This is a genomic window from Thalassospira sp. MIT121401 (assembly GCF_047125595.1).
GTDB classification, from domain to species: Bacteria; Pseudomonadota; Alphaproteobacteria; order Rhodospirillales; family Thalassospiraceae; genus Thalassospira; species Thalassospira povalilytica.
The window spans coordinates 2,820,825-2,838,536 of record NZ_CP138926.1 but is presented as its reverse complement, the minus strand read 5'-3'; the positions used below and the strand labels follow the sequence as shown (position 1 = coordinate 2,838,536).

Here is a 17,712-nt window from a genome sequence, read left to right as displayed (position 1 = left end):
GATCAGCGAAGGACAGGGGACAGTCAGGGACAGATGGCAGACCAATTCGAATTGGAAATCCCGGACGAGGTGTTTGACAAGAAGCCCGTCGACGAAGCCGGGCCGAGCCTTGCCGAACGCCTGATCCTTGATCTTGACGGGTTTGAAGGCCCGCTTGATGTTCTGCTTGAACTTGCGCGCGACCAGAAAGTCGACATCATCAAGATTTCGATCCTTGCGCTGGCCGAACAATATCTTGAATTTATCAGAACCGCACAGGGTTTGCGTCTTGAACTGGCGGCAGACTATCTGGTGATGGCGGCCTGGCTTGCCTATCTGAAATCGCGGTTGCTGCTGCCCAAGCAGGAAAATGACGACGAAGAGCTCAGTGCCGAAGAAATGGCAGAGCTCCTTGCCTTCCAGCTCAAACGGCTTGAGGCAATGAAGGCCGCGGGCGAAAAGTTGCTTGAACGTCCAAACCTTGGCCGTGACTTTTTCGCGCGCGGCGCCCCGGAAGAAGTGCGGGTCACTACGGCGTCTGTCTATGACGCGTCGCTTTATGATCTGTTGAAGTCATATGCACGCATCATGCTGACATCCGAAAGCAAGACGCTGGAAATCGAGGCATTCGACCTTTATGCGATGGATGATGCCATTCAGCGCCTGCGTGATCTGTTTGGTCGACGCGTCGTGCCGACATGGACCAAATTGCTTGAATTCATGCCACGCGGCCTTGGATCACCTTTGAAGGCGCGATCGGCACTGGCCGCGCATTTCGTCGCCAGCCTTGAAATGTGTCGCGATGGTGAACTTGAAATTTCGCAAGAAGAAGTCTTCGGGCCGATTTTGTTGCGCTCGCCGCAAAAGCGCCGTGACGGGGATATGGACAGACCAATTGCGTCAGACGACGATTTGATTCCGGATTGAGGGGCAGGGATATTTGATGAGCAATGACGCACAGCTTGAAATCCAGGGCGTTGAAACAGCACCCGACATTGATTTCCAACATGTCCGTATTGTCGAGGCCGTCCTGTTTGCATCAGCCGACCCGGTCAGCGAACGCGTAATTGCCGCCCGACTGCCAGAAGGTACGGACGTATCGGCCATTCTGGCGACCTTGTCGGAAACCTATGCCGCGCGGGGAATTAACCTCAATCGCGTCGGGGAGAAATGGGCATTCCGAACCGCTGTCGATCTTGCCGGTGACCTTCATATTGAAGTCGAAAAAGCCAAAAAAATGACGCGCGCGACGCTCGAGACGCTGGCGATCATTGCCTATCACGAGCCGGTAACCCGTTCGGAAATCGAAGAAATTCGTGGCGTCGCCTTGTCCAAGGGCACGCTTGATATCTTACTTGAAGCGCGCTGGATCCGTCCGCGCGGGCGTAAACGTGTGCCGGGCCGTCCGGTTCTGTGGGCGACAACTGATGATTTTCTTGATCATTTTGGTCTGGAAAGTCGCGATGATTTGCCAGGGCTTGCCGATCTCAAGGCTGCCGGGTTGCTTGACAGTCGTCCGGGTATGGGGCGTTACGGCGCAAGCTCTGATGACGATGTATTGCCAGATCTGGTCGATGATGGCGAAGTGACCGATGCGGTCGTTGAGGAGGCGCTTACGACGCGCAACCTCGAAGATCTTGATGAAACGATTTATTCCGACAATCCCAACCTGCTTGATGATGCGGAACGTTCAGCCAGCAAGTCACCTGCTGATGATGTTGATTCTCCGGATGATGATCTGAATTGATCCATCTGCTTGCATCCTGCGGGCGGGGACCTTAAATTTCAGAAAGATTTCGCCAATCATTTGCATCTTTGGGTGCATGGCCACTGCAACAAGAAGAGAATTTGAATGACCGACGGCCTTAAGATGTCGAACGTCTCGCACATGTTCGGGAAAAACCGGGTGCTGCGGGATATCAGTTTCGATGTCGCCCCTGGGGAATTAGTCTGTCTGCTGGGACCGTCGGGCTGTGGGAAAACGACCGCACTTCGACTTGCCGCCGGACTTGAAAAATTACAGGTCGGCGAGATTTCGGTCAGTGATCAGGTGGTTGCACGCCCCGGTGAATATGTCGAACCCGAAAAGCGCGGGGTTGGCATGGTCTTTCAGGATTACGCCCTGTTTCCCCATTTGAATGTTGCGAAAAACATCGCCTTTGGGCTGCGTCATTTTTCCGAACAGGATCGGTCGGTTGCTGTCAAAAGGGCGCTTGATCAGGTCGGTATGTCCGACTACGAACATGCCTTCCCGCATGAATTGTCAGGTGGCCAACAGCAACGCATTGCGCTGGCGCGGGCATTGGCACCCACACCGCGTATCATGTTGCTTGATGAACCGTTTTCCGGACTCGATGTCGCGCGTCGTGCTGACTTGCGCGATACGACACTACACGTTTTGAAAAATGCCGGTATTGCGACGGTGATGGTCACCCATGATCCGCAGGAAGCCATGTATATGGCGGACCGCATCATCATCATGAATGAAGGCCAGATCATGCAGGACGGCACGCCGGAAACCCTTTATTTCCGTCCTGAAAGCAGGTTTGTCGCGTCCTTCTTTGGTGAAGTGAACCATTTTCCGTCCGTTGTTGCCAATGGCAGTGTGAAAACCCCGGTCGGGGTGCTTGATGATGTCGGCCTTGCGGATGGCACGGATGTTGATGTGCTGATCCGGCCCGAAGGGCTTCATATCGGTGATGCGGTCAACGGTCATGACATTCTGGCCAATGTTGATGCCGTGCGCGCCCTGGGCGAGGTCAATCTGATGCACCTTACCCTGCATTCCGGCGGTCATATCCATGCCCGCGTGCCGCGGCGTTTTTCGACATTAAATCAGAAATCTGTCGCTATAACGCTTGATCCCGAGATGACCTTCGTGTTTCCTATGTCGTGATAAGACGAACTGCCGGGTTGACAAAAATCAAGGCAGGCTGTCGGATCAGGTATAATTAACAGGTGTATGTGATCACGGTTATTAACCCAACCGTCGCATTGCACAGTGGGGGGCTTTCTGCCATTATCCGAGCATATCGCCGGAAGGCAGAATGGATCTTTGGAGATTGAAGTTATGGGTATTGGCGTTTGGCAAATCGTTCTGATTCTTGCGATTGTCCTGATCATCTTCGGTGCTGGTAAATTGCCGAAAGTGATGGGTGACATGGGCAAAGGCATCAAGAGCTTCAAAGCGGGCATCAACGAAAAAGAAGAAGATGCAGCCGCATCGGCCAAGACCATTGAAAACACGACCTCTGCATCGGTTTCATCCGAGAGCAAAGACAAGGATTCCGTGAAATCCTGATCGTCTGTCGGATTTCCTTCAGATAGGCGTGTCAAATGTTTGATATCGGCTGGACCGAAATGGCTCTTGTGGCCGTCGTCGCGTTGTTCGTCGTCGGCCCCAAAGAGCTTCCTCATCTTCTTTACAAGTTGGCGGGCTACTGGAAAAAAGTGCGTGGCATGGCGCGCGAGTTCCAAAGTGGCATTGATGACATCATCCGCGAGGCCGAACTCGATGATCTGCGCAAGCAGGTCAGCAGTGCGCCGACCAGTGGATCCGACTTCCTGGAAAAAAGCATTGGCGCTCCCAAAGGCGACGAGAAGGCAAAAGACACCAAGGCAAAACCGGCCGATGCCAAGGCAGACACTAAGTCTGAACCCAAAGCGGATGCCGAAAAGCCTGTTGCCAAATCTGCGGCTGGAGAGAGCAAAAAGAACGACCACCCGGAGAGCCAGGCGTGAACATGCAATCGCATGACAAACAGATGCCAATCATGGAGCATCTGATAGAGCTGCGGAACCGCCTTACTTGGGCGGTTCTGGCTTTGTTTATTACCTTTGCGGTTTGCTATTATTTCGTCGAGGACATTTACGGTTTCCTCGTCAGGCCACTGGCAAACGAGATGGGCCCGGATCGCCGCATGATCTATACGGCGCTGACAGAAGTGTTCTTCACCTATGTCAAAGTGTCCTTCTTTGCGGCCTGTTTTGTTTCTGCACCGGTATTTCTGGGGCAATTGTGGGCCTTTGTCGCCCCGGGGCTTTATAAAAACGAACGGTCGGCATTTTTGCCGTTCCTGTTTGCGACCCCGGTTCTGTTCCTGATGGGCGGGGCGCTTGTTTATTACTTCATCATGCCACTTGCCTGGAAATTCTTCCTGAGTTTCGAGCATGCGGGCGACGGATCGGGACTTGCCATTCAGCTTGAAGCCAAGGTGGGCGAGTATCTGTCGCTGGTCATGAAGCTGATTTTTGCGTTCGGACTTTGCTTCCAGTTGCCTGTTTTGCTTACACTTATGGCACGCGCGGGCATTGTTACGGCCGACGGACTGGCACGGCGACGCAAATATGCGGTTGTGATCGCGTTTGTGTTTGCAGCAATTTTGACCCCGCCTGATCTGATTTCCCAGGTTGGTCTCGGCATACCGATCATTATTCTTTATGAAATTTCGATCGTCATGGCGCGGATTTCCGAGCGCAAGAAGCGTCAGGCGGCCGAAGATGACGGCGACGATGAAGATGATCCGTCAGAAGATGAGACGTCCGAAAATGCGCAAGAAGGCACAGATGACAGTGTGGATGAGCAGGCGGCCGCCGCGGCATCTTATGATGACGGTCAGGCATCCTTGACAGACACGTCATCAGCAAAGCCTTCCTCTCAAATTGCGGGACCATCGCAACGTGATGATGGTGAAGACGATTTCAATAACGCGCGCTAGTTGGAATTGTGATCCCGAAACGTCTGATTTGGTGGGGTGGACCTTGTGTTCACCCCATCGTATAAAGCCACAAATATTTGACTGACAGGGTGCTGTTCGATGCACGACATTAAATGGATTCGGGAAAATCCCGAGGCTTTTGACGCAGCAATGGCTGCACGCAAACAGGAAATTACAGCGGAACGTCTGATGAATATCGACGTCGAGCGCCGCAAACTGATGACAGAACATCAGGAAATGCTGGCGCGCCGCAAGGCCATTTCCGGCGAGATCGGCATGCTTCGCAAGAAAGGCGAGAATGCCGACGACCTGATGGCCGAAATGGGCACGCTCAAAGACAAGATCAAGGAAGCCGAAGACGGGCAGGCCGCCCTGAACGAGCAGCTTGATCTGTTGCTGTCATCCTTTGCCAATATTCTTGATCCGGAAGTACCGGTTGGCGATAACGAAGATGACAATGTCGAAGTGAATCGCTGGGGCACACCGGCAGAATTCGATTTCAAGCCGCTTGAGCATTTCGAAATTGGCGAAAAGCTTGGCATGATGGACTTCGAAACCGCAGCAAAACTGTCGGGGTCGCGGTTTGTCATTTTGCGTGGCGGTCTGGCAAAGCTTGAACGTGCTTTGGCACAGTTCATGATTGACCTTCACACCACCGAACACGGTTACGAAGAAACCGTAACGCCGATGCTGGTGCGTGATGACGCCATGTTCGGCACCGGACAGTTGCCGAAATTCGCCGAGGATTCGTTTAAAACCACCAATGATTACTGGCTGATTCCGACATCGGAAGTCACCTTGACCAATCAGGTTGCCGGCGACATCATTGATCAGGCAAAATTGCCGCTGCGCTATACCGCGCTGACGCAATGCTTCCGTTCCGAAGCAGGGTCGGCTGGCCGTGATACCCGTGGCATGATCCGTCAGCATCAGTTTTCAAAGGTCGAAATGGTGTCGATCGTCGAGGCAGAAAAGTCTGACGAAGAACTGACTCGCAAGACACGCTGTGCGGAAACAGTCCTTGAACGCCTTGGTCTGCCGTACCGTACGGTCATCCTGTGCACCGGCGATATCGGGTTCTCGGCATGCAAGACCTATGACATCGAAGTCTGGTTGCCCGGGCAGGGACGTTATCGCGAAATTTCGTCATGTTCGAACACCCGTGACTTCCAGGCGCGCCGCATGAATGCCCGCTATCGTGCCGCTGGCGACAAGAAAACTCAGTTTGTCCATACATTGAACGGTTCTGGGCTTGCGGTTGGACGTTGCCTGATTGCAGTGATGGAAAACTATCAGCAGGCAGACGGTTCGATCCGGGTTCCGGACGCGCTCAAGCCCTATATGGGCGGTCTCGAGGTTATTTCCCCGCGCTAAGGCAAAACCGGCATGATTGATCTGACCAACGCACGTATCCTGATCAGCAATGATGACGGCATTGATGCACCGGGGATCAAGCTGCTTGAACGTCTTGCGCGGGAATTCTCCGATGACGTCTGGGTCATCGCTCCGTCAATCGAACAAAGCGGCGCAGGTCATTCATTGACCCTGCGCCGTCCTTTGCGCATTCACAAGCGCGATGAACGCCATTTTGCCGTCGATGGCACGCCGACAGACTGCGTTCTTCTGGGCTTGCAGCAGGTAATGCGTGACAGCCCGCCAGCCATTGTTCTTTCCGGTATTAACCGCGGCGGAAACCTTGGCGAAGACGTGACCTATTCGGGAACCGTCGCAGCCGCGATGGAAGCAACATTGCTGAATGTTCCGGCCATCGCATTTTCCCAGTATTTTTCCGGCGAGATGATCGACTGGACCATCGCGGAAAAATATCTGAAGGATGTTGCAGCAACACTGGTCAAAAATACCTGGCCCAAAGGTGTTCTGATCAACGTCAACTTCCCCGAGTACGAGGCACCCGGCGGTGCTTCGGTCAAGATTTCCAAGCAGGGACAGCGCAAGATCGGCGATCATATTGCCGAACGTCTTGATCCGCGTGGTGAACCATATTACTGGATCGGTGCCATCCGGTCGGAATTGCCGGAAGATCCGTCTGCTGATCTGCGCGTGATTGAACAGGGCAATATTTCGGTCACCCCGATCAGCCTTGATTTCACCCATTACGAGACTTTTGACAACCTGACGAAAGCTTTCCCGTGAACGAGCCGGTCATTACACGTGAATCAAAAATAGCCGATTTGCTTCAGATGCTTCGCCATGACGGCATTCATGACGAGGCAGTTTTGCGTGCATTGGCGGAAGTCCCGCGCGAGTCATTTGTTGCCGAGCCGTTTGTTGATCGTGCTTGGGAAAATGTGGCTCTTCCGATCAGCAAGGGCCAAACGATTTCGCAGCCCTACATCGTGGCATTGATGACGCAGGCGCTTGAGCTTAATGACCGTATGAAGGTTCTTGAAGTCGGCACCGGATCCGGATACCAGGCCGCAATTCTGGCCAAGCTGGCGCGCCGTGTTTATACACTTGAACGGCACAAGCCGCTTTTGCGTCAGGCAGAAGAACAGTTCCGTGCGCTTGGCTTGCACACCATTTCCACTCTTCATGGTGACGGGGGACTTGGCTGGAAAAACCAGGCACCGTTTGATCGTATCATTGTCACGGCTGCGGCCCAGGATGTGCCGCCGGTATTGGTTGATCAGCTTGCTGTTGGCGGGATCATGGTGGTGCCGGTGGGTGAAGTGTCACATACGCAACTGCTGTTGCGTGTGTTGCGCACCCCAAGCGGGGTTGAAGTCACCGAATTGATGCCGGTGCGCTTTGTCCCGATGTTGCCCGGCACAGAAGAATTCTAGAACAAATTCACCGAATATCGGGTCAAATCACAAGCTTGCTTACCGATTGTTAACGGCTGTTCGCAGACAATCGTTAACATGATGGAAAATTGTGTCAAATTTGCTGTTCATAGCGGAAAACGACTGCTGCTTGTCTGTGCGACAAGCGCGGCGCTGAGTGGCTGTTTGCTGAATTCCGTCCCTGTGCCGGTGGTTTATGGCGACGGGGCAAGCTACAGCCCCTATAGCATGCCCAAACTCCAAAACGGAGAACGGGTGATTACTGTGGAACCCGGCGATACGGTATCCGAACTGGCAACCCGGTATCGCACGGACTTTACCCAGTTTGCTGCCCGGAACAACCTAAGAAAACCCTATGTCATCTATCCAGGCCAGCGGCTTGTATTGCCGCCATGGACGCCAGATTATGACAGCTCGCCGCCAACCAGCGTCGCATCACGCACATCAACGTCGTCGCCGACGAAAACAGTAACGATTGGCGGTCAAAGACAGGTGGTCAGCATCCCGCTTGAAAAAGACACTTCGTCCTCAGCGTCACGATCGACTGTTCAAACACAGGTCGCCCGTGTTGCCCCCAGAGAAGGCGGGAATATTCCAACACCCGGGATCAAACCGCAAGATTTTGCCGCGGATGCACAGCGCGAAATCGCATCCACACGCAGTTGGGTCACAGATACCCGACCGACACCGGTTGCCGGTGAAGGAAGCGACACTCGCAAGAATGTGGTGATTGCCGAGCCGGCCGATCGCAAAGGATTCATCTGGCCGGTGCAAGGGAAGGTGGTCCTGAAATACGGGGCTGGCGCGGGTGGTCTGTTTAATGACGGGATCAACATTCAGGCCAATCGCGGGACGCCAATCCTTGCAGCCGAAAATGGTGTTGTGACCTATGTCGGGAACGAGTTGCGCGGTTTCGGGAACCTGATCCTGATCAAGCATGCTGACAATTTTGTCACGGCCTATGCCCATACCGAAAACCCGCTGGTGGCGCGCGGCGATGTTGTTGAACGTGGGCAGCGGATCTCAAGTGTCGGCACAACCGGCGCTGTGACATTCCCGCAGCTTCATTTTGAAGTTCGCAACGGGCGCAAGTCATCAGACCCGTTGAAATATCTGCCAAGCGTCATGGTTTCCAGATAGCAAAACACCCGGACAAAGATCCGGGTGTTTTTTGATGTGGCACCAAAGCGCTTGTGCACCGGCTTAGTCGAGCGACTTGCCAAGTTCACCGGCAATTTCCTGAATAAACTGCCATGCAACGCGGCCCGAACGGCTGCCGCGGGTAACGGTCCATTCCTTGGCCCGTGCGTGCAGTTCTTCAACCGGCATATCGAGGTTGAATTCCTTTGCGTAGCCTTCGATGATTTCGAAATAGACGTCCTGGGAAATGTTGTGGAAGCCAAGCCACAGACCAAAGCGGTCCGACAGTGAAACCTTTTCCTCAACCGCTTCGGACGGGTTGATCGCGGTTGAACGTTCATTTTCAATCATGTCACGGGCCATAAGGTGACGGCGGTTTGACGTGGCATAGAAAATAACGTTCTTGGGACGGCCTTCAATTCCGCCTTCAAGCACTGCTTTCAGCGACTTGTAGCTTTCATCCTGCATATCGAATGACAGGTCATCACAGAACAGGATCGTGCGGCGGCCACTTTGTTCAAGAATGTGAAGCAAGTCGGGCAGGCTGGGAATGTCTTCACGGTGAATCTCCACCAGGGCCAAGGCGGCCGGACGTTCTGCGTTGATTTTAGCGTGCATCGCCTTGACGATGGAGCTTTTGCCCGTGCCGCGTGCGCCCCACAACAGGGCGTTGTTGGCTGGCAATCCGTCTGCAAAACGTTTCGTGTTGTTATACAGGATTTCCTTTTGCTGGCCGATGCCTTGCAGCAGCTCGATATCGATACGGTTGACGTTGCGCACCGGCTGCAAATAGCCGGTTTCGGCCTGCCATACAAAGGCGTCCGCCGCGCTCAGGTCATTTTCGGTTCGTGCAGGTGGGGCCATGCGTTCAAGTGCTGTTGCAATCCGTTCAAGCGTTGGCAGCAACTTATCGAAATCCGTACTCATCGAAGCCTCTTGGATGTTTGTTGTTTTTGGTGACACAAGGGACTGCGGAAAACCGGTTGCCGAAACGAATGACACGACACCAAGCCCGCACGTTACGTAGGGCAGGTCGCGCCATGGCCCGTTCAAGACGGGTGATCATTTCAGTCCTTGCATTAAAACAGACCCTGTTGGCGGGAAAACTAGCATACCGACTACCAAATGGAACAGCTTGTTACGGTCAGACCGGTTCGGGATCGAGGTGATCCAAACCACATGTTTTCCAATTTTCCGCCTTTATATCCGGTTCTTCCTTGCTTTGGCGTTGTACGCCGTTATATTCCGGCAGTTGATATTTTTTGTTCTGAGGAATTAGGAGTTCCTAATGTTTATTTCGACGGCTTACGCTCAGGCCGCTGGTGGTGCAGATGGTGCAGGCGCACTGATGCAGTTCGCACCGCTTATCCTGATTTTCGTTGTTTTCTATTTCCTGCTCATCCGTCCTCAGCAGAAAAAACAGAAAGAACATAAAGCAATGCTCGAGGCGATCCGCCGTGGCGACAAAATCGTCACCGCAGGTGGCCTGATCGGCACCGTTGCCAAAGTTGTTGGTGATGACGAGTTGTCCGTCGAGATTGCCGAAGGCGTAAAAGTCAAAGTGGCACGCGGCATGGTTTCGACAGTTCTGTCGAAAACCGAACCGGCCAAGAACGACGCCAAAGAAGAAGAAAAAGAAGAAGAGATCAAAAAAGACTGATCTCTTCGCGCTAAGTGAGGCGGGGCACATGGCTCCGCCTTCTTGCATTTTACCGGTGGCCTGAAGCGGTACAAAATACCCGTTGTTCCAAGAACCTTGGAACCAGACCAAGGTTGACCCAGACAGATCCGGTCAAAGAACACATGCTTTATTTTACCAAATGGAAAGCAGCACTGGTCCTTCTGGTGTGTGCTTTGGGCGTGATATACGCCGCGCCAAACTTCCTGCCGTCGGGAACATTCCCGACCGAGGCAAGCTATTTGCCCGGCAAGCAGATTAATCTTGGCCTCGACCTTCGTGGCGGCTCGCATATGCTGCTTGAAGTCGATACGGACAGTGTCCTGCGTGAACGTTATGACGCACTCGCCGATACGATCCGCACCGACCTGCGCCAGGAACAGATCCGCAACCGCCCGCGCGAAGCAACCGCAAACGGTGCCGAGATCACCATCCTCAAACCTGAAGATGTTGAAAAAGCCCGCGAGATCGCCCGCGCAGCAGAACCCAATACGGAACTGAGCGGCGAGGGGAACAACATCCACGTTACCTATAACGCCGTTGCCCGCAAGGAATTGATCGACCGTGCCATTGCGCAGTCACTTGAAGTGGTGCGTCGCCGTGTTGACGAACTTGGCACGACTGAACCGTCGATCCAGCGTCAGGGCGAAAATCGCATTGTTGTTCAGGTGCCAGGTCTTGATGACCCGTCGCGGTTGCGTGCGATCCTTGGCCGTACCGCCAAGATGAACTTCCATCTTGTGAATAACGAGAAAACGGCTGCTGAAGCCCGTGCAACCGGTCTTCCGCCGGGAACCATGATCCTGCCGGCTGCTGATGCGTCGGACAAGGCTGCTGGCATCCGCGAATATCTGATTGATCGTCGTATTGTCGTATCCGGGGACAATCTTGTTGATTCCCAGCCCACCTTCAGTGACGGTCGTCCTGTTGTATCGTTCCGCTTTGATGCGGCTGGCGGTGCCCGTTTTGGCGATGTCACCAGCAAGAATGCCGGCCGAGGCCTGGCAATCGTTCTGGATGGTGAAGTGATTTCAGCGCCACGGATCAATGAACCGATCCTGGGCGGCAACGGCATCATCACCGGACAATTCAGCGTGCAGGAAGCCAACGATCTTTCACTGCTGCTGCGCGCTGGTGCATTGCCGGCCCCGATGCAGATCCTTGAAGAACGTTCTGTCGGTCCGGGCCTCGGTCAGGATTCAGTTGAAGCTGGCGAAATCGCGGCTGTTCTTGGTCTGGTGTTTGTTATTGCCTTCATGGTGATCAGTTATGGACGTTTTGGCATCTATGCCGACATCGCCCTGATGATGAACCTGATCCTTGTTTTGGCGGTGATGTCTGTCTTGCAGGCAACACTGACGCTGCCGGGGATTGCAGGGATCGTTCTGACGGTCGGTATGGCTGTTGATGCCAACGTTCTGATCTTTGAACGCATTCGTGAAGAACGTCGTAACGGCCGAACGATCATCAACTCGATTGATGCCGGTTATCGCAGTGCCATGTCGACCATTCTTGATGCGAACATCACGACACTGATTGCGGCCCTGGTGCTGTTCAGCTTCGGCTCTGGCCCGATCAAGGGCTTTGCCGTGACGCTGGCCATCGGGATCATCACGTCGATGTTCTCGGCGATCTGGCTGACCCGTTTGATGATTTCCGTCTGGGTCAAGCGCAGCCGCCCGACGGAACTGGTACTTTGAGGAAGGGAACAGGGAAGATATGAAACCTTTGCATCTTATCCCGGATGACGTGAACATCCCGTTCCTCAAATTCCGGAAAATCTTTTACATCGTATCGATGGCGCTGGTTCTTGCATCTGCGGCACTGTTTGCGACCAAAGGCCTTAATTTCGGGATCGATTTCCGCGGGGGTATCCTGGTCGAGATCAAGACCGAAGGCCCGGCAGATATTAGCGGTTTGCGCGACAAGTTGGGCAGCCTTGGTCTTGGCGATGTCTCGATCCAGGAATTTGGGGCAGCTGACGATGTGTTGATCCAGCTCCAGCGTCAGGATGGTGACGAAAAGGCCCAGATGGCCGCATTGGCGAAAGTTACAGAAGCCCTTGGCGAAAATGTAACCATCCGTCGAAGCGAGCTCGTCGGCCCGAAAGTCGGTGATGAGCTCAAGGAAGCCGGATTCTATTCGGTTGTGATCTCGCTTCTGCTGATCATGATCTATATCTGGTTCCGGTTTGAATGGCAGTTTGCTGTGGCGTCCGTTGTTGCGCTTTTGCATGACGTCGTGATCACGGTTGGCTTCTTTGTGATCACTGGTGTGCAGTTTGATCTGGCAACGCTGGCAGCCGTTTTGACTGTTGCAGGTTATTCGATCAACGATACGGTCGTTGTGTTTGACCGCATCCGTGAATATCTGCGCAAGTTCCGCAAAATGGAAATCCCGGATCTGCTTGATCTTTCGATCAACTCGACACTGTCGCGTACGACCATGACGTCGTTCACGACCTTGTTGGCGCTGATTGCGTTGTTTGCCTTTGGCGGCGAGGCGATCCGCGGTTTCACCATGGCGCTGATCTTTGGCATCGTGATCGGGACATATTCATCAATCTGTGTGGCATCGCCACTTCTGATTGTGTTGCGTCTCAAACGGAAAATTCCGGAAGCCGAAGAAGGTCAGGAAGCAAAAGCCTGATCGCTGATCGGATGATCTAGAATTTGCAAGAAGGCCGGGGATGTGCGAAAACGCCCCGGCCTTTTTCTTTTGGCATTCTGCCTGAACCGGGTGGAAAACTGCGCACCAGACCATATGAGGATTGCCATGTCACTTGAAGTCAGCCCACTTGTTGCCGAAGGTCGCAATCTGGTGTCGAGTTACGGTGACGGTCTGTTCCGCTTTGGCGAAGAAACCGTCAATGGGTCGGTCCTGCTGTTTCCGGAATCAATCTATTCCTGGAATGTCAAATCCATGGACGATATCACGGTCGACTCATTCGCCCGCGTGATCGAAAAAGCAGACGAGATTGAAATTCTGCTGCTTGGTATGGGCAGCCGCCTGATGCCGGTGCCATTGGCGTGGCGCCACGCATTGAAGGAACATGGCATTGTGATCGAACCGATGGATACCGGTGCGGCATGCCGGACCTATAACGTTCTTGTCGCCGAAGCCCGCCGCGTCGCCGCAGCCTTGATTGCGGTTTGATCAAGGCTAGCCGCGCAGATAGTGCTGCAACTGATGGCGGACCTGCTTTACGCTGGCAAATATTGCAGAAGGTCCCGGTGCATAGCCGGCCGGGAACGATTCCCCGCACAGAAACAGGTTCTTCCACGGCAATCGCAAACGATCACGTAAGGCCGCATGGCCCGGGGTGAATTCCGGGAAGGGGGCCTCGGCATCGATGAAGCTGAATTTCGGGTGGTCGATCCCGTCAGCATTGCGAGACCGTGCTTGCAGATCGACATTGAGATATTGATTGCATAACCACAGACATCTTTGCCAGACCCGGGCAACATTCTGATCAGTGGTGCCGTCGGCAGGCATGTGAAAACTGCTATTGAGGCTGACCTGCACGTGGCGGCGATGACAGTAGATTGCCCGGACAAGGTCGTCACTGACCAGAAGGCAACTTGGTTCGGCAAAAGGCCGCCGCATTTCAAAGGCTACGGTCTGACGCCGGGCAGGGGCCGGTGGAATGCCGATATCAGGCACCGCATCGCAAAGCGGCCGTGGATGCAGCGCCAGCACAACGGCGTCACCTGGCTTAAGAACCACCTGAATATCGTCATTAAACAGCAAGTCTGTTGCGAACTCTGATGTACTGTCAATGTCACCAAGTTTTGTGCGGGCCATCACTGTGCCACCCGCGGCAACAAATCGTTCGCGCAAGGTCGGAAGGGCAATGTCATTCAGGATGATCGGATCAATGGCCGAAAATACCGGTTCATGTGACTTTGAAAACAATGCTGATATTTTCGGAACGAGAACACGTGCCAAGAGGGCGCGTGAACACCGGTGCGCAGGGATCGAAAACAATGTTTCAGCCAACACCGCCAATGCATCGCGATGGTATGTGCCGGGCTGGTTGGCCTGTTCGTCACTATCGAAGTCACCCGAAGACAGAACGTTATCAACCCGGCTTTCTTCACTGGCAAAGCGTTGCCGCGACAAACCAAGGGCAGTATAGGCGCGGGCGATAAAGCCAAGTCGTCGGGCAACAAGGGCACGCGCGATACCGTGATCAAGTGAAATAACGGCTGGCTTGCGCCGGCCTCGTTTAAGTCCGATCACGCAATGGGCTGGTCGGATCAGCTTTTTGGGAATTTCCGGGAAGCCGGCAAAATAATCGGCGACCAAGCCTTCGGGGTCATAGAAAATCTCGGGTTCGGCAGTTTTGTGGTTTTCAGGGGCGGTTTGCATGCCGCGCGTCCACCGGCTTTCAAACGGCTCGCCTTCGTCGTAAAGGACGACTTCTGCACCATCTTCTGCCATCCGAGTTGCCAATGCCGCCCCGGCAAGGCCGCCGCCAACAACGTGAACTTTCCCAGACGTGAAGGATGCCATATGCCTGCGCCACTTTAATTGTTATACAAGGCCAGAATTAACTGGTTTGCACGTTATCGTGTCATTCGGTCTGACAAAATAACCTTAACAGCAGAACAGCTTACAAGCCATGGATGAAATTTCAAACGAACTGGACAGCCTGAACACCGAAGTCATCGACCAAATGAACAGTTGGGTCGATCTGCTTGGCGGCGGCGAAGTCGGACGGCTTGTTGGTGCGGTCTTGGTCCTGTTCGTATTCTTTGTGTTCAAGCGCGTTCTGGTGCGCGGCGTACTTGGTGTGTTGAGACGCATTGCGCATCAAACCGAACGCAGCATGATTGCAAATGTCCTTGATGCCTTTGCCTTGCCGCTTCAGGTGCTGGTGATGTTGCTGGGCGCGTATTTCGCCGTAGAGCTTCTGAACCTGCCGGTGGCGATTGATGCGCCCCTGATCGAGGCAATCCATATCGCAGCAATGTTTTGCGTGTTCTGGGCCCTGTTTCGGGCTGTCGAACCGGTTGCGGTGTCACTTAACAGCCTGATCGGGCGGTTTGGTGCCGGTCTTGGTGACGACTTGCGGCAATTTTTTATCCGCGGGGTCAAAACGCTGATCGTTGTGATCGGCTTTGTTATCTTCCTTGAAGGGTGGGGAATTGATGTTTCGGCCTTTCTGGGCGGGCTCGGCCTTGCCGGGATGGCTGTGGCGCTGGCGGCCAAAGATTCGGTTGCCAACATCTTTGGCGGCCTGACGATCTTTGCGGACAATCTTTACAAGCGCGGTGACTGGATTGAGACGCCCCATTTCGAAGGAACGGTGGAGGAGGTGGGCCTGAGGGCGACCAAGGTCCGGACCTTTGCCAAGGCGCTTGTCACCATGCCAAATGCCCAAATTGTGGACTCACCCGTGATCAACTGGTCACGCATGACCCATCGTCGCATCAAGATGGTCATCGGACTGGAATACCGCACAACAGCCAAACAGATGGAACGGATTGTCGAAAAGCTGCGTGACTTTCTGAAAAATGACGACGACGTCGCACAGACGGATGTTGCGCAGATGGTTCATTTGTCCGATTTCGGTGCAAGCTCGATCAATATTGATCTGTATTACTTTACGAAGACCACCGACTGGGTTACATGGCGTGAAATTCGCAACCGCCACATCATCGCATTCAAGCGCATCGTCGAGGAAGAAGACGCTGCCTTTGCCTTCCCATCCCAATCGCTTTATGTCGAAAGCCTTCCTGATAACCTTGTCGACACCAAAAACGATCAGCGACCCGCACGTCAGATCGGATAAACAGAATGACTGATACGCCAAAATTATCACATTGCGCGGACTATACGCGCCGCCACGACCGCGACCGTTTTCTGTGTGCCCTGTTTGCGGCACCGGAAAAGCGCGAAGACCTATTCACCCTTTATGCCTTCAATCAGGAAGTTTCGAAAACCCGTGAAATGGTCAGTGAGATCATGCTGGGCCATATCCGCCTGCAATGGTGGCGCGATACGCTTTCGGAAATCGCCGAAGGCAAGGTCCGAAAGCATGAGGTCGTCGAACCACTGGCAGATCTGGTGCAAACCGGGGCTTTGTCCGTCGACGATCTGGAAACCGTTGTGGCCGCACGAGAATTCGATCTAGAGGATCGCCAACCGGCAGATCAGGCAGAACTTGACCGATATATTGATCAAACATCGGGTCAGATGGCGGTTCTTGCAGCACGTATACTGGGCGTTACGGATGAAGCGGGCCAGCAGGCCGTGCGCCTTGCCGGCAACGCATACGGGTTGGTCGGGATCATGCGCGCCATGGTGTTTCACGGGCGCGCCAAACGTCTTTATCTGCCCAAGGACCGGATGGAACACCACAATGTCGTCCAAAGTGACATTTTCGAATTTCGTAAGAAGGATGAAGTTCGCAATCTGACCCGTGAACTGGCCGAACTTGCGCAAAGCCGCATCAAAGAAGCACGCAAACATCGCCGCGCTGTTCCAAAGGGCGCACATGCCGCAGTCCTGCCGATGGTGCTGGCCGATGGATATTTGCGCAAACTTGCCAAGGCGAAATTCGATCCGTTCTCGGCCGAATTTGGTTTGGCGCGCCCGGCCAGTGTCCGTCTGATGGTGAATGGTCTGTTGAAACGATATTAGGTTTCATCGGACAGACTGGATATTGCAAAAATATCATCTACATTAACGATAAAGGATAAGACAGGTTTGTTCTGTCCGTGCTAGCGTGATTAACGCGTTGATTTCGCGGCGTAACGTTCAGTAGCCACCCAGAATGAGGGCTCATATGGCATATCCGCATTCCAGACCCGGACGTGACTGGCTGACCAGGCTGATGCTGGCCGGGGTGATTTGCCTGATGGGATTTTTGCCATCAATGGGCCAGGCCGCCAGCATTGATCCGTTTGTCGGAGTCTATCACGGGGTGACCATTGAACACGCCGAAGGTGAGCTGCAGGCACGTGATCTTGACGTTACAATCGCCAAGACAGAACGCGGTTTCAACGTTGATTGGGCAACTGTCATCCACAAGGCCGATGGCCGCGAAAAGAATGTATCACTAAGCATCGAGTTTTATTCGACCGAACGTCCCGACATTTATGGCAGTGCCATGCGTTCGGGATTGTTCGGAAAACGCATTCCCAATGACCCGTTAAAGGGGGAGCCGTTCTTTTGGGCCCGTATCGTTGACAAGACCTTGACCATACACGCCCTTTATATCACGGACGAGGGCGGCTACGAGATGCAGGTCTATGAACGGAAACTTGACGAAGACGGCAATATGGATCTGATTTTCCGGCGGTTCCGCGATGGCGAGCAAATTCGCGATGTTACCGGAAAGCTGACCCGTCAGAAGAAAAGCTACTAGTCGCGAATTGCACTGGTG

General features: G+C 53.8%; 19 protein-coding genes. 17 read left to right on the top strand and 2 right to left on the bottom strand.

Going from position 1 to position 17,712, the window contains the following annotated elements; all coding sequences use genetic code 11:
- Positions 1-33: 33 nt before the first annotated feature.
- The 10 genes from SIB88_RS13070 to SIB88_RS13025 all read left to right on the top strand — a co-directional run bounded on the left by SIB88_RS13070 (position 34) and on the right by SIB88_RS13025 (position 8,641).
- A complete protein-coding gene (locus SIB88_RS13070; protein ID WP_412558232.1) occupies positions 34-906 on the top strand; it encodes a segregation and condensation protein A in 873 nt (290 codons plus the stop codon).
- Positions 907-922: 16 nt separating this feature from the next.
- A complete protein-coding gene (gene scpB, locus SIB88_RS13065) occupies positions 923-1,726 on the top strand; it encodes an SMC-Scp complex subunit ScpB (protein WP_228195423.1) in 804 nt (267 codons plus the stop codon).
- A 105-nt stretch (positions 1,727-1,831) separates the two neighbouring features.
- On the top strand, positions 1,832-2,875 hold the full coding sequence (locus SIB88_RS13060) for an ABC transporter ATP-binding protein (protein WP_206927566.1): 1,044 nt from the start codon (positions 1,832-1,834) through the stop codon (positions 2,873-2,875).
- Positions 2,876-2,980: 105 nt separating this feature from the next.
- Positions 2,981-3,280 (top strand): twin-arginine translocase TatA/TatE family subunit, encoded by a 300-nt coding sequence (gene tatA, locus SIB88_RS13055; RefSeq protein WP_318271661.1) that lies wholly within the window; start codon positions 2,981-2,983, stop codon positions 3,278-3,280.
- A gap of 35 nt (positions 3,281-3,315) precedes the next feature.
- The gene (tatB, locus tag SIB88_RS13050; RefSeq protein ID WP_068519122.1) at positions 3,316-3,720 is read left to right on the top strand and encodes a Sec-independent protein translocase protein TatB; all 405 of its coding nucleotides are present in this window, start codon (positions 3,316-3,318) and stop codon (positions 3,718-3,720) included.
- Between the two features lie 2 nt (positions 3,721-3,722).
- Positions 3,723-4,697 (top strand): twin-arginine translocase subunit TatC, encoded by a 975-nt coding sequence (gene tatC, locus SIB88_RS13045; protein WP_412559411.1) that lies wholly within the window; start codon positions 3,723-3,725, stop codon positions 4,695-4,697.
- 99 nt (positions 4,698-4,796) lie between these two features.
- The gene (gene serS / locus SIB88_RS13040) at positions 4,797-6,071 is read left to right on the top strand and encodes a serine--tRNA ligase (protein ID WP_412558231.1); all 1,275 of its coding nucleotides are present in this window, start codon (positions 4,797-4,799) and stop codon (positions 6,069-6,071) included.
- Positions 6,072-6,083: 12 nt separating this feature from the next.
- Complete coding sequence (surE, locus tag SIB88_RS13035) at positions 6,084-6,851, top strand: 5'/3'-nucleotidase SurE (RefSeq protein ID WP_412558230.1); 768 nt, start codon at positions 6,084-6,086, stop codon at positions 6,849-6,851.
- Positions 6,852-6,862: 11 nt separating this feature from the next.
- Positions 6,863-7,501 (top strand): protein-L-isoaspartate(D-aspartate) O-methyltransferase, encoded by a 639-nt coding sequence (locus tag SIB88_RS13030; protein ID WP_412559410.1) that lies wholly within the window; start codon positions 6,863-6,865, stop codon positions 7,499-7,501.
- A 78-nt stretch (positions 7,502-7,579) separates the two neighbouring features.
- Positions 7,580-8,641, top strand: a complete 1,062-nt coding sequence (locus SIB88_RS13025) for a peptidoglycan DD-metalloendopeptidase family protein (protein ID WP_412558229.1) — start codon at positions 7,580-7,582, stop codon at positions 8,639-8,641.
- A 63-nt stretch (positions 8,642-8,704) separates the two neighbouring features.
- Here the strand turns inward: SIB88_RS13025 and SIB88_RS13020 are convergent, their stop codons facing one another.
- A complete protein-coding gene (locus tag SIB88_RS13020; protein WP_068519117.1) occupies positions 8,705-9,568 on the bottom strand; it encodes an ATP-binding protein in 864 nt (287 codons plus the stop codon).
- Between the two features lie 361 nt (positions 9,569-9,929).
- Here SIB88_RS13020 and yajC point away from each other — a divergent pair, with 361 nt between their 5' ends.
- The 4 genes from yajC (at position 9,930) to SIB88_RS13000 (ending at position 13,475) form a co-directional block, all read left to right on the top strand.
- Positions 9,930-10,301, top strand: a complete 372-nt coding sequence (gene yajC, locus SIB88_RS13015) for a preprotein translocase subunit YajC (protein ID WP_412558228.1) — start codon at positions 9,930-9,932, stop codon at positions 10,299-10,301.
- 143 nt (positions 10,302-10,444) lie between these two features.
- Complete coding sequence (gene secD, locus SIB88_RS13010; protein WP_068519114.1) at positions 10,445-12,019, top strand: protein translocase subunit SecD; 1,575 nt, start codon at positions 10,445-10,447, stop codon at positions 12,017-12,019.
- A 19-nt stretch (positions 12,020-12,038) separates the two neighbouring features.
- On the top strand, positions 12,039-12,968 hold the full coding sequence (gene secF, locus SIB88_RS13005; RefSeq protein ID WP_068519113.1) for a protein translocase subunit SecF: 930 nt from the start codon (positions 12,039-12,041) through the stop codon (positions 12,966-12,968).
- Between the two features lie 126 nt (positions 12,969-13,094).
- On the top strand, positions 13,095-13,475 hold the full coding sequence (locus tag SIB88_RS13000; RefSeq protein WP_228195429.1) for an Mth938-like domain-containing protein: 381 nt from the start codon (positions 13,095-13,097) through the stop codon (positions 13,473-13,475).
- A gap of 6 nt (positions 13,476-13,481) precedes the next feature.
- Here the strand turns inward: SIB88_RS13000 and SIB88_RS12995 are convergent, their stop codons facing one another.
- On the bottom strand, positions 13,482-14,834 hold the full coding sequence (locus tag SIB88_RS12995) for an NAD(P)-binding protein (protein ID WP_412558227.1): 1,353 nt from the start codon (positions 14,832-14,834) through the stop codon (positions 13,482-13,484).
- Positions 14,835-14,943: 109 nt separating this feature from the next.
- Here SIB88_RS12995 and SIB88_RS12990 point away from each other — a divergent pair, with 109 nt between their 5' ends.
- The 3 genes from SIB88_RS12990 to SIB88_RS12980 all read left to right on the top strand — a co-directional run bounded on the left by SIB88_RS12990 (position 14,944) and on the right by SIB88_RS12980 (position 17,694).
- Positions 14,944-16,116, top strand: coding sequence for a mechanosensitive ion channel family protein (locus SIB88_RS12990; protein ID WP_206927571.1), 1,173 nt, complete (start codon positions 14,944-14,946; stop codon positions 16,114-16,116).
- A 5-nt stretch (positions 16,117-16,121) separates the two neighbouring features.
- Positions 16,122-16,967, top strand: a complete 846-nt coding sequence (locus tag SIB88_RS12985; protein ID WP_289078463.1) for a phytoene/squalene synthase family protein — start codon at positions 16,122-16,124, stop codon at positions 16,965-16,967.
- A gap of 145 nt (positions 16,968-17,112) precedes the next feature.
- Positions 17,113-17,694 carry a hypothetical protein gene (locus tag SIB88_RS12980; protein ID WP_101246186.1) on the top strand — a complete coding sequence of 194 codons (582 nt, stop codon included), beginning with the start codon at positions 17,113-17,115 and terminating at the stop codon, positions 17,692-17,694.
- Positions 17,695-17,712: the final 18 nt, after the last annotated feature.

Excerpts from the sequence above, each read along its gene's own strand:
- SIB88_RS13020 (WP_068519117.1), bottom strand. The coding sequence starts at position 9,568 with ATGAGTACGGATTTCGATAAGTTGCTGCCAACGCTTGAACGGATTGCA.
- SIB88_RS13025 (WP_412558229.1), top strand. The coding sequence starts at position 7,580 with ATGATGGAAAATTGTGTCAAATTTGCTGTTCATAGCGGAAAACGACTG.
- SIB88_RS12990 (WP_206927571.1), top strand. The coding sequence starts at position 14,944 with ATGGATGAAATTTCAAACGAACTGGACAGCCTGAACACCGAAGTCATC.
- SIB88_RS13060 (WP_206927566.1), top strand. The coding sequence starts at position 1,832 with ATGACCGACGGCCTTAAGATGTCGAACGTCTCGCACATGTTCGGGAAA.
- secF (WP_068519113.1), top strand. The coding sequence starts at position 12,039 with ATGAAACCTTTGCATCTTATCCCGGATGACGTGAACATCCCGTTCCTC.
- scpB (WP_228195423.1), top strand. The coding sequence starts at position 923 with ATGAGCAATGACGCACAGCTTGAAATCCAGGGCGTTGAAACAGCACCC.
- yajC (WP_412558228.1), top strand. The coding sequence starts at position 9,930 with ATGTTTATTTCGACGGCTTACGCTCAGGCCGCTGGTGGTGCAGATGGT.
- surE (WP_412558230.1), top strand. The coding sequence starts at position 6,084 with ATGATTGATCTGACCAACGCACGTATCCTGATCAGCAATGATGACGGC.
- serS (WP_412558231.1), top strand. The coding sequence starts at position 4,797 with ATGCACGACATTAAATGGATTCGGGAAAATCCCGAGGCTTTTGACGCA.
- SIB88_RS13000 (WP_228195429.1), top strand. The coding sequence starts at position 13,095 with ATGTCACTTGAAGTCAGCCCACTTGTTGCCGAAGGTCGCAATCTGGTG.
- secD (WP_068519114.1), top strand. The coding sequence starts at position 10,445 with ATGCTTTATTTTACCAAATGGAAAGCAGCACTGGTCCTTCTGGTGTGT.
- tatC (WP_412559411.1), top strand. The coding sequence starts at position 3,723 with ATGCAATCGCATGACAAACAGATGCCAATCATGGAGCATCTGATAGAG.
- SIB88_RS13070 (WP_412558232.1), top strand. The coding sequence starts at position 34 with ATGGCAGACCAATTCGAATTGGAAATCCCGGACGAGGTGTTTGACAAG.
- tatB (WP_068519122.1), top strand. The coding sequence starts at position 3,316 with ATGTTTGATATCGGCTGGACCGAAATGGCTCTTGTGGCCGTCGTCGCG.
- SIB88_RS12985 (WP_289078463.1), top strand. The coding sequence starts at position 16,122 with ATGACTGATACGCCAAAATTATCACATTGCGCGGACTATACGCGCCGC.
- SIB88_RS12980 (WP_101246186.1), top strand. The coding sequence starts at position 17,113 with ATGGCATATCCGCATTCCAGACCCGGACGTGACTGGCTGACCAGGCTG.
- SIB88_RS12995 (WP_412558227.1), bottom strand. The coding sequence starts at position 14,834 with ATGGCATCCTTCACGTCTGGGAAAGTTCACGTTGTTGGCGGCGGCCTT.